Consider the following 12,365-nt stretch of genomic DNA (forward strand, 5'->3'; position numbering starts at 1 on the left):
ATTTTTCGTCAATCATCTCCAGTCATTCCGAACGGAGTGAGGAATCTCACAAAGACAGGACCCCTCTTCATAAGATGTCTCGCATGCGCTCGACATGGCGGTGGGCTTGTTATGTTTACGAGGTTTCCATTTCCAAATTTTCGACAAAAAAAGACCGCAAGCTCTTGCTTACGATCTTTTGATTTTATTCTTCGTCCTTATTCTTTTTTTCTCTTGTAAAGAATAGTCCGACACTTGATGCTGCCATCAATCCTAGGTAGAATTCGTAGTTTGTTATTATTCCTGTGCGTGGATTTAATACCTTGGCTAGGGCTTTCTTTGTACCGGCTACTCCGCTATTTACAGTTGCTGATACACTTCCTGCTATTTTGCCTGCAGCATTTCCTACTGTTTTCACAGTTTGGTCTACCTTCGCTTGGATTTCAACTATTTCATTACCACCCTTTTGACTTGGATTATTTCCTTTGTCTTTTGGATTTTCCCCTGGCTTGTCACCTGTTTTGTCCCCTGGTTTGTCGACTGGCTTATCTCCTGGATTTCCTCCATCAGGATCGCTAGGATTTGGTGTACCAGTGTCATCACTTGGTGTATCATCTCCACCTTTGTTATCACTTGGTTTGTCTCCATCTGGGTTTGGGTCTGTGCCTCCACCTGAAGTATCTCCTCCAGAATTTTCATCATCTGAACCCTTGCCTACTGGACCTCCTCCCACGTTTGGACCAACGCCAAATTTACTGTACTTAGCTGTGATTACTGTCAAAGCCTTGTCGAATTTGTGGCTTACTTGCCCACTTTGATCAGAGAATTTAAAGTTTTTATTCGCATCTTCCTTAAGATTATTTTCATCATCTCCATCCTGGTACTTCCAGCCATCAAATACATAGTCTTGTGCAGTTGATTCGTCCACCTCATTAATCATAACGTCTGTATCTTTCTTAACCCAGTAGATGGTCTTTTTAGGCTTTAAGGTATCCTTATCTCTTTTTACAATGACTTTTACAAAGTCAGCTGGCACATCAGGTCTAGTTTCATCTGGATTTCCTAGGACAACATTATCAACAAATTTCGCTACTATATAATTAGTTTCTGAATTAAACTGGTAATTCCCATCCACAAATGCCTTCCAATTTGTATTTAATCCTTGCTGAATAGTCCATCTTAAGAAAGACTTTCCACTTACTGGACTAATCTCAGGCAAATTGATATCTGCCTTTTGATTTCCACTTGCTGATATACTTATATCAACATTTGGATGAACCTTATAAGCTCTTTGAGCCTTATCTTGATTATCATCAGTTGGTATTATATAGAGGTTTACATAACCTTCAGGAATAGGATCTGTGGTATTTTCAGGATATACCTTATCAACAACCCTAACTATAAGGTCTGTAAGGACGCTTGTTCCATCTTCAAGAGCTATCTTAACTGGTACTTTCTTATCTCCAAGAGTACTTACATCAACATTATCTGGGTTGACTTCTCCGATAAATTCTAATGTATCTTTTGCTCCTAGAGTCTTCTCAACTTTTTCTCCATTAACTTCTATGGTATATTTAACATTCTTCCTATAATCGTCTATATTTGGTCTAACACCCCTAAAGGTTTCTATTACGCCACCATTTGCTTCTGGAATAGGCTTTATAGGTGTCCAAGGGACTTGATGGCTATAAATAGCTTTAATGGTAGTGTTATCATTAAAGCTATAGGTCAAATCCTTATCCCATTTAACAAAAGTATAGCCTTCTTTACCAGTTGGAGAATTTACAGGGATAGTAACTTCAATATTTTTCCTAACCCTATAATAAGACTTAGATCGATCTGTTGCATTTTCAGTAGGGTCCACTGTTACCAAGAGGTAATCTTCATAACCTTTTGGTATATCAGTTTCACTATCCACTGGTTTTACCTTTTCTAATACCTTAACAGGTATATCAACATAGTAGATTTCCCCAGACTTATAGATAACCTTAACAGTTGCATAATTTTTGTACACTTCTTTGTTTTCGTTATTTGTTACCTTGGTTTCAGGATCTAGAACTTCTGCGCTTACATCAGGTTCTTTAGTTATTTCATAAGCTTCTATTTCTGTAAAATCTTTTTTATCAGCAAGTTTGCCTGCCTTTATAGCTTGCTTATAGCTCTCAAGCTCTGGATTATTTCCAATATAGGTCACAACCGTTTCTGCGCTTACTCCTTGTGGTATTGGTTTAGATTTTGTAGAATACTTGGCTACAATAACAATTTCGCTAGCAATTTTATGATGCTTAGTCATATCAAAGTCGGTTTCTTTATTATTAGACATAACAGTCCATTTCTCAAAAATATAAGGTTTTATTCCTACTGGTTTATTCGCTTCTGGAATTTTGACATAAGCTTTTTGATTTACATAATAAGTTTTTGTTTGCTTATCAACAGCCTTATCAGTTGGGTCAACTGTAACTTTTACAAAACCCTCCAAGAACTTATCTTTTTTAAGAATATTTACCTTGCCCTTGTCATCCAAGGCCCTGTAAATATTTTTATAAACTAAGACTGGTATATCAAATTCTTTACTTGTCTTATCCTTAAAAGAAATTTTAACTTTTATACTTGTTTTGATTGGCTCTGGATCGGAGACTTTACTATTATAAACATCATCTTCTTTTAGCTTCTCATAAATCGCCTTCTCATCATCAAGTATTTCATAAGACTTGTAATTATCCATCTTAATAAACTCTGCTAGGGCCTTATCATAATCAGCTTTCTTTGGTCTAAAGTCATTAATATATCCATTTTCATTTTTTGATGATTCAAAGACCTTAATAGGCTCTATTTCTGGGTACTTTTTATCTATGAAACTAATCTCGAAGGTGTAATCCCTAGTAATGACTGTGTGAGGATCAAGCAAGCCATTTGCAGGATTATCTTTTTGCGACCAGCTACCGATTTGATAACCTGGATCTGCTAGAAGGTCTGCGTCATTTTTATCTTTTTTCCCATTATTTGTAGGAACATGAACTTTTGAGAAATACAAACCATCAATAACATCATAATGAACTTCCTTGATTTCTTTTCCATTCTCATCCTTGCCGAATGATCCATGGTCTTTTGCTACAAAGCTTATCCTATGATAGCCTTTAGGTGGCTTATCGTACTTGTCTTTTATAAGCCTAATATCCTTATAGTAGAAGTTGACTTGAGCATTCTCTAAATTATCTCCTACATCTACTCCATTTATACTTAGGAGTTTGTTATTTTCCTCATTTACCGTAAAAACAAGCTGAGTTTGAGGCTTGCTTACAAGTTTAAAACCTGGGATTAGTCTATAGTTTCTTGCATCAAAGTGCCTATTTCCATTTGATATTTCATCCTGGTCTATTATTTGCTTGGTCAAATTAGAATTTGGTTTGCCGACAGTCGGATATTTTTTTGTATCCTTAAGATCAGCATCATTATCTACGAGTAGGTAATTTACCTTATATTCCCTCTTACGATATGGCTTATAGAAAAATTGCAATTGGTTATAAGCCATAGGGCATTCTACTCTATCGACCTTGACGTTTTGGTAGTAGGTATTTATCTCATTAGTAATATCACTACTATCAGTCGGACTTTCAGATTCTTCTTTTATCTTATCCCTATATTGTATAAATGCTTCCCTAACTTTTTCTGGTGCTCGTTCAAGATCCTTGTCAGGTACTAGAGTCCGATTTTCGCCTTGAAGTTTCGCAAAGTAGTAAGCAAAAGTGCCCTCTCTTTGGTTTTCCAAAATATTAATTTTAGTTTCGGTCTTATCTTCATTTAGGTCTTTATCCAATATGTGGTCTGTTATCTTGACATCATAGAGGTTGTTTTTTGCCCAAATAGCCTTTAGGTAAACATCCGAATAGATTTCACTTTCGAAAGTATATTGGCGAGCTGGACCGTATTTTTCTTTGAAAGAATCATCAACTTCGCCAGTATTGTTTCCTTCATCATCTTTTTTAAATATGACATGCTCCCAGCCCATAAAATCATAACCCGGTCTTCTAGGAACGGATGGAGCTTTTATAGCTAATCCATTCTCTACAATAAAGACTTGCTTGCCAGAAGTCGAAGTCTCATCTTCTATTGGAAGTTTGTACTTCTTATTTTCCTTAATACTTGTCCTTACATCATCACCAACTTCATACTTACTGCTCTTTAGGTCCATAGGCTTTATCATGTACTTGCTAGTTTCACCAGCATCCAAACCTAAATCGAAAGTAACTTTACTATCGGTATCGCATCCCCATTTAGCATAAAGGGTTATATTATGGGCAGGCATGGTATAATTTCCATCCTTAACTAGGGTAGTTCCTTCAGGATTCAAAGACCAGCCCAAAAACTTCCAAGACTCTGGCACCCATTTAGGCTTTTCGGGAACCCTTTTTTTGTCTATGATATGCTCTTGATCATATTCTTCCCTTGCCTTTTTGTTTTCTTCATCAGACTTTTCATAGTCGAAGTTGTACACTCCGTCTAGCCACCTTAGTGGATGATGGTAAGGCACTGACACTTTTTCTGAATCTTTGTAGGAAGTATCATCCCTAACCTTTCTTGGGTCATTGTTAAAGTTTATTGTGTAGGACTTGCGTAAATACTCAAATACCAAATAGGAATTTTCATCAAATTCTATCGGTTGAACATTTTCTTTTTCTTGATTATTTTCTTCCTTGTTTTTATCTTCTTGATTGCCCTCTTGATTATTCTCTTCATTATTTTCTTCTTGATTCTCTTCTTCTTGATCATTCTCAACTTTTTCAGGAAACTGACCTAAGAATCTTATCTTATATTTTTTCTCATAGAGGTTTTTATAGTTTTTTACATCTTCTCTTGGGGCTCCTATAAATTTTAGGTAGGTCTTAAATTCCTCTAACCTATCACTATCCTCTTCATTTAGCTCATTAAAATCATACTTATCCTTTTTATACATTATTCTTGTTTTCTTATGTTTTGGCTCAAAGCCTTCTATATCAGGCGGAGTGAAATCATAATCAGCTATAGGGGTATCAAATTTCCTATATTGTAGGGGATAGTCACGGATTTTTTCTACAGTTTCGCCTTCTACTTCAAAACCAGGGTAGGTTTCCATTATAAACTCAACTTGGTAAGGTTCGCTTTGATTACTTGAATCTATACCAAAGCACATCTCCCTTTCTCCTAATGGCCTTTCGCCATTATCGCCAAGGGGAAGTGTCTTTGAGTAACCACCCTTTTTTTTATCTTTAATATCGCTAGAATCTAGGAAGTCATCTGCTGTTAGCCTATAGGGTGGGGTATCCCTATAAGAATATGCTTTATTCTTGGTCGAAGCTACCCAACCCAAACTACGATAACCTTCAGGGTAGCCTTTGACATTTTCGATTGGATCTGGCCACAAGCCTTGCAAGTTTTGGTTAAAACGAGCCTTGAAGCTATAAGGATTGCCTTTTTTAGAGTCATAGACCTCGCCATCCTTTGTAATAATAGGCCAAAAATGACCTTCACTATCATTTTCCGTAATTAACTTTGAAAAGTAGAGGGTGTAGACTTGCCTATCGAAGTAGATTTTGTAGCTGGTATTTCCCGTAGCGTCTATGGTTCTAGAGACTTTTTTGTAGACCGATTCGCCAGAATCATCTTCCACCTTTTCATTGGATACATCTTGATTTTGACTGTCGGTTAGGGCCTTGTTATACTTAAAATATTTATCAAACTCAGCACTATCCTTATAAATTTTGTTTAGCCTAGCCTTGTCTAGATCAGGAAAGGCAATTCCGTCTATAGATATATTGGCTATATCTGGAACTGTTCCTGTTTTACCTGTAAGAACTCGGTTTCCCACAAATTCATACTTATCTTTGAGGTCAAGCTTTGGATTTTTGTCATCATAATCTGCTTTTTCTACCCAAAATTCCACCGAATACTCAGCCTTATCATTTTCCTTATAAATGGCCTTGAAGGTGATATCTTCTGCTGGCATAGCATTTTGGAAGCCTTCTTGATATTTTGTCATATCAATAGGGCGCTTGGCTGGAATTGTTGTTATTTCTCCACTCTTATCTTTTATACAAATATCCTTATCTGCTACCCAATGGTCGAATACTGCACCGTCTTTTTTAGGTATCTCTGTTACTGATGGGATGGTTTGACCATAAAAGAGGGTCATATCAGGGATATAAGTTCCCCCATCGGTATTTATTTTTACTTGGAAACTCTTTCTGTTGTAGTAGATTACGAAGGGACTGTTTGTAGCTTCTGGTACAATTATTTCCAAATTGTCGGCATTTCTCTCTGGTTCGAATCCCTTAATTTTTTCTTTCAACTTCACAAAATCCATTTCAGAATAGTCTATTGGCCATCCGAACTTTAAATTGAAAAGATTATCAAGCTTCAATCTTTGTCCCGTCTTAGGAAATTCTCCAAATGCATTTTTTTGTATGGTTATGATTTCTTTTTCACCTTCAAGGTTTTCATATAGGTCTCTATCTTTCAAACTTTGAAATAAGTGTTTTACCTTGATACCGTTATTAATAGTAGGCTCGTAGTTTATATCTGTTGTGCTATTATGTAGCAAGCCTTCTTTTTTGCTAGCATTTTTTCTTATGAAGTCATAGCTTGCTATATATTCTCCATCTGGCTTTTTGTAGCCCTTAAGTGTTGGTGGATTAACCTTGTAATTTACCTTAGCTTTTTCTTCATCGCTCGCATTTTCCCCAACACTTGCTACATAGGGTTGACTAGCAAGCTCCATTTCCTCGAGATTGGTTAGTTTTCCAGTTACCGGTCTTTTGTAAGACCACATGTATGTATATACACTAGGCTCGTCAGGATTGGTGATGGTATCCCCTTCTTTTAGAACATAAATTTCTTCATTAGGAAGATCATTAATAATCCTCTTATCCACTAGGGGATACCTCTTGTCTTTATTTATATCATTGTATTCGCTCTCAAATTTTCCTGCGAAAACTGGTGTAATATTTGATGCAACTATAGTTAGTGAAGTTACAAATGCCAAAATTCTTTTCGCTACTTTCATTCTTTATCCTTCTTGCATTATAGATTTTTTATTTTTTTATTATACACCCATTTTTTAGGAAAATATAGATTTTTCATAAAGTTTTTTTGATTTTTTTGTTATTTATCTCGTTTTTTTAGAAAAATATGGTTTTTTTATAAATATTTCTTGGTTTCTCATTAAAAAATGCTTATTATTCTAAATATATAGTGGGCAATCCTACAAAGACATGCCCCCTCATTCATGAGATATTTATTTTTCGTCAATCATCTCCAGTCATTCTGAACGGAGTGAGGAATCTCATGAAGGAAGGCCCCTTAGTTCATGAGATGTCTCGTTTGCGCTTACCATGGCGGTGGGCTTGTTATGTTTACGAGGTTTCCATTTCCAAATTTTCGACAAAAAAAGACCGCAAGCTCTTGCTTACGATCTTTTGATTTTATTCTTCGTCCTTATTCTTTTTATCTCTTGTAAAGAATAGTCCGACACTTGATGCTGCCATCAATCCTAGGTAGAGTTCATAGCTAGTTATGATACCAGTGTGTGGGTTTAATACCTTGGCTAGGGCTTTCTTTGTACCGGCTACTCCGCTATTAACAGTTGCTGATACACTTCCTGCAATCTTGCCTGCAGCATTACCTACTGTCTTCACAGTCTGGTCTATCTTCGCTTGGATTTCAACTATTTCATTACCACCCTTTTGATTTGGATTCTTTCCTTTGTCTTTTGGATTATCCTTGTTATTTGGATTGTCCTTATCTTTCGGATTGTCCTTGTTGTCTGGATTGTCCTTATCTTCTGGCTTGTCGCCTGGTTTGTCCCCTGGTTTATCGCCTGGATTTCCTCCATCAGGATTTTCAGGATTTGGTGTAACAACTCCTGGGTTGTCACCATCTCCACCTGGAGTAGGTCCTGGAGTTGGGCCTGGTGGTATTATGCAGACATCACATCTAACATACTTAGCACTTATTACAGTCACTTTTTTGCTAAATGTATGGCCTACTTGTTTGTCATCTTTAAAGAAGCTAAAGTCTTTATCAGGAACTTCTGTCAATTGATTATCAGTTCCTTCTTCATACTTCCATCCAACAAACATGTAGTCTTTTCTGCTAGCCCCGTCTGTTTCTGGTAAGAAGACATCAGCCTTAGGATTTACCCAATAGATGCTTTCCTTATTATAAACATCATCTTCACGTTTTACTACTACCTTCACATAGGTATTTGGCCTAGCAATCTCAGTTGTCTTATCAACTTGTCTAATAACACTTGGATAATAAGATGCTTTTATAGTAGTCACGTTGTTAGTGAACTGCCTTGGTCCGAATGGGCTTTCAGCTTCATCACTAGCAGTCCATCCCTTTAAGAATCCTCCATCTTTTGGTGTAACATTCATTTCTGGAATTGTTACGTTAACTTTTGGATTTACATAATATACTTTAATTTCTGGATTTTCAGCATTTTCTGTAGGGTCGACTATGACTTTCTTATAATCTTCTGGTGCATCAACCTTGTCAGTAGACTTTGGATCTACAGGAATCAAGTTTTTGTAAATCTTAACTGGGACTTTAACTTCATATTCCCTACCATCAGTTAACTTTATTTTAACCTTTGCATTTACTATAGTAGATGTCTGGCCAGCTGGAACTTTTGTTTCAGCAGTAGGACCACCTTCTACACCTGTAACTTCAAATTTATCAGGAGTGATTTCCTCTTTTTCTTCTCCACCAGCTTCATTTTTCTTTGTAATGGTTAGTACAGTTATGCTGTTCTTGTAATCATCATAAGTAAGGGTACTACCCTCATAAGTCACGATAGTGTTTGCATCTCTCTTAGGTTCTGGCTTAATATACGTATCATATTGAGCTTTTATTATAGTTTTTACTACAAATCTGCCACTTAGTGGCCTATCCCAATGGCTGAAGTTATACTTATCGCCTTTATCATTAATAGCCTTACCTGTTGGGTTTTCTACCGTAATTGTAACATCCTTCTCAGGATTTACCCAATATGTTTCTGTTTTTGGAATTTTATTTCCTGCTCCATCAACCAAGACAGCATTATCTGTCCTATCGATAACTACCTCAACATAGTTTTCAGGAACTTTTGGTTTATCTTCCCCTTCTTTTTGAGGAACAATATTTTCAACCACTGTCACATTTACTGTCACAGTTGTAGTCTTGCCATTTGGATAGGTGATTTTTAGCTTGGCTTTTGTTTCACCAGTAGTAGATGTATCTGGTCGTCCATCACCATCAAACTCAATCTTTGTTCCTGGTGGCAAGTTTTCCTTTGATGATGGGTCCTCATCCTTGTAGATATTATTTATGAAATCTCTTGGATTTGGAACTGAGTCCTTTGGTATAATCTTTTCACCTGCTTTAATGGCTGGTGTTAGAGGTTGTTGGTTTAGTTTGAATTTAGCTTTTATAGTTGTCTTAGCAGCAGTAAAGATATCAGAAATACCATCTTGATATTGTTTGCTTCCATCTTCTACTTTCCAATATTCAAACTCATAAGTTATATCACTACCTTTAACCTTAGCTCCACTTGGCTTAGCAACTGGTAGGCTTACTTTCTTCTTAGGATTTACATAGAAAGTTTTTACTTGCTTATCATTTGCTCCTAGTTTTGCCTTATCAGTAGAGTCAACAACTACTTCCACAAATCCAGTTGGTTTTGTAGTTTTTTCATCGATTTTTTCTACATAATCTTTGCTTACTATAACAGGTACATCAACCACATAGCTAGATCCGTCTGTGTAGTGAACTTTTACTTTTTCAGTAAATGAACCAGCCTTGTTTGTGTTCACCCTCTTATCTGGATCTTGTTCAATGATAACAACACTATCAACAGTCTTTCCTTCTGGTGGTGTGATTGCCTTCTTGTAGTCAATGTCTGATAGGCTATCGCCAATGTTTTTGATAATTGTATTAACAGTTGGCTCAAGAGGAGTAATCACCCCAATGTCCTTACTATATGAAGCAAATATCTTAGTTTCTTTAGTAAAGTTATTTCTATCTCCAGGTTTGATTTCTACCTTTTCATTTTGAGCATCTAGGTAATACCATTTCACAAAAGTATATTTGTTATCTGCTGGTGTTGGGTCCTTTTCAGGAATAGCTACTTTCGCATTTGGATTTACATAGTAGACTTTTTCTTGGCTATCTTTTGCCAAATTTGTTGGCACTAGGGTTACCTTTACAAACTCTTTTAAATAATCGTCGTTATTGACAATATTAGGTTTGTCACCGTTGTTTAGTCCCCTATAAATATTCTTATAAAGCTTGATTGGCACATCTACTATAACTTTGCTGCCATCTTCTAGACTTAGCTTAGCTTTAATCTTTAATTCTTTTGGACCAGAATCTCCAACAGGACTTCCGTCTTCTTTTAGCTTATCGTATAGGGCGTCTTTTAGATTAGTAAACTTGTTCCAGTTATCAAGATTTCCTTTGCCAAATTCTATCTTAGTTGGATCTAATTTTTCGCCAGCAACTTTAATTTTACCTTTCAAGTCATCTTCTGTTGGCAAGAAATTATTAACAAGAGTTTCACCATCTTTGAATGATTCAAAGGCCTTTGTTTCTTCAACCTCTATCTTATATCCTTTGATTTCGGTTAGCTTATATGAGTACTTGGCTTTTATTTCTGTATCTACAGTAAATTTAGCTCTGATTGGTTTGCCTGTTTTCCACTCATCAGTGTTTGTCTTTGGGCTTGTTACTGCCCATTTTTCAAAGCTTATTTGGTATTCATTTTTACCAAATGTTACTTTTTTGCCTTCTGGCTCTGTAACAGGGATTGTTACTTCTTCCTTGTTTGTTACCCAGAAAGTCTTTTTGAATGATTCAGTAGCATACTTGTCTGTATCCACTACGACCTTGACATACCAGCTTGGAACTCCGTCAGGTTTTTTATCGCCAGTTTGTGGAATCACATTTGCTGTCACATTTTTTTCAGTGTATTGGGCAAATATTTGTGTGCCATCAGCAAATACTCCACTAACATCAGCATCCTTACCCCAGCTTGTTGAATTAAGCTTCCAACCTGTAAAGGTGTACTGAGTTTCTAGTCCATCAACTACTTCTTTCTTACCACTTGGCTGAGCTGGCGTGATTGTGACATTGGTGTTTGGTTTTACATAGAAAACTTCTTCTTTATTTGTCTCATCAGTCGCCTTGTCTGTTGGCACGAATGTCACTTTGTGATAGCCTACTGGTCTATCATTTAAACTACCATCGGTATTTTTAGCAGGGATTAGGTTATCAAGCTCTTTAAATTTGTAAACATACAATTTATCTTTTGTAAAGAATGATGAAAGGAAGCTTGACTTATCTTCCCACTTGCCACCATCAGCTGTGTAACCAGGATTTGGTAGTTTTTCAATTCCATTTGTTAATGTCTTTACAAAGTCTTTATCAATATTAACATTTGGATTTACATAGAATACCTTATCGCCTTCTTTTAACTTACCATTGTCATCTGCCTTAAAGACTACTTTTATATAGCCTTCTGGCTTTTGGTTTTCTGCACCGCTTTTATCCTTGGCTGGGATGTAATCAGGTAATTTTTTGAAAGTTCCCTTGACAGTGGTGTCTTCGGTGTATTGTTTTTGTGTAGTTGTATCCTTATCCCATTTCTCAAACTCATAGCCTACATTAGCCTTGGTAGTAGGTTGTGGGATTGTTACATCTGTGTTTGGTTTTACGTAGTAGGTTGTGGTTTCTCCCTTAAGGATTTGACCACCATCACCAACTTCAAAATTAACTGCTACATAGCCTGCTGGCTTTGGGGTTGAGTCGTTTACTTTTGGAATCACAGCTTTTAATTCATTAAAGCTTGCAGTAATCTCTGTATCCTCGTTATATTGGGTTGGGATTGTTGCATCTTGGCTCCAAGTACCAAACTCATAACCAGTATTTCCTCTGGCATCTGCAGGTGGAACTAATTTTACATACTTCTTTGGATTTACAAAGTAAGTTTTTTCTGTAACAGTACCATTTCCACTATTATCAGCCTTAAAGGTTACTGTAACATACTTATCATCTGGTTTATCTGGATTTTGATTTGTTTTTTCAACGAAGTCTGGGAGGGTTTTTGCGCTAGCAGTTACAACTATGTCTTGATCTCCAATTACAGTTGTATCAACCTTATCCCACTTATCAAACTTATAACCAGTTTCTTCTTTGACTGATGGGTAACCATATTTTGTAGCATTATCCTTAATTGCCTTTAATGTGAGAACATGTCCACTCGCATCTTTTGCATTTTTCTTAACGTAGTAATACTTAACATTTTCTAGGCTCAAGCCTTCTTTTGCTTCAAAGCTTACTCTTACATAACCTTCTGGTCTTGTCATTGGTTCTTT

2 protein-coding genes are annotated in these 12,365 nt (G+C 36.4%); both read right to left on the bottom strand.

All coding sequences use genetic code 11. The features are described from left to right. Positions 1-184 precede the first annotated feature (184 nt). Complete coding sequence (locus HMPREF0072_RS00190) at positions 185-7,018, bottom strand: InlB B-repeat-containing protein (RefSeq protein ID WP_004826572.1); 6,834 nt, start codon at positions 7,016-7,018, stop codon at positions 185-187. Between the two features lie 418 nt (positions 7,019-7,436). Then, positions 7,437-12,356, bottom strand: coding sequence for a Rib/alpha-like domain-containing protein (locus HMPREF0072_RS12395; protein ID WP_248601158.1), 4,920 nt, complete (start codon positions 12,354-12,356; stop codon positions 7,437-7,439). Between the last annotated feature and the right edge of the window lie 9 nt (positions 12,357-12,365).

Source organism: Anaerococcus lactolyticus ATCC 51172 (genome assembly GCF_000156575.1).
Lineage (GTDB): Bacteria > Bacillota > Clostridia > Tissierellales > Peptoniphilaceae > Anaerococcus > Anaerococcus lactolyticus.

Excerpts from the sequence above, each read along its gene's own strand:
- HMPREF0072_RS00190 (WP_004826572.1), bottom strand. The coding sequence starts at position 7,018 with ATGAAAGTAGCGAAAAGAATTTTGGCATTTGTAACTTCACTAACTATA.
- HMPREF0072_RS12395 (WP_248601158.1), bottom strand. The coding sequence starts at position 12,356 with ATGACAAGACCAGAAGGTTATGTAAGAGTAAGCTTTGAAGCAAAAGAA.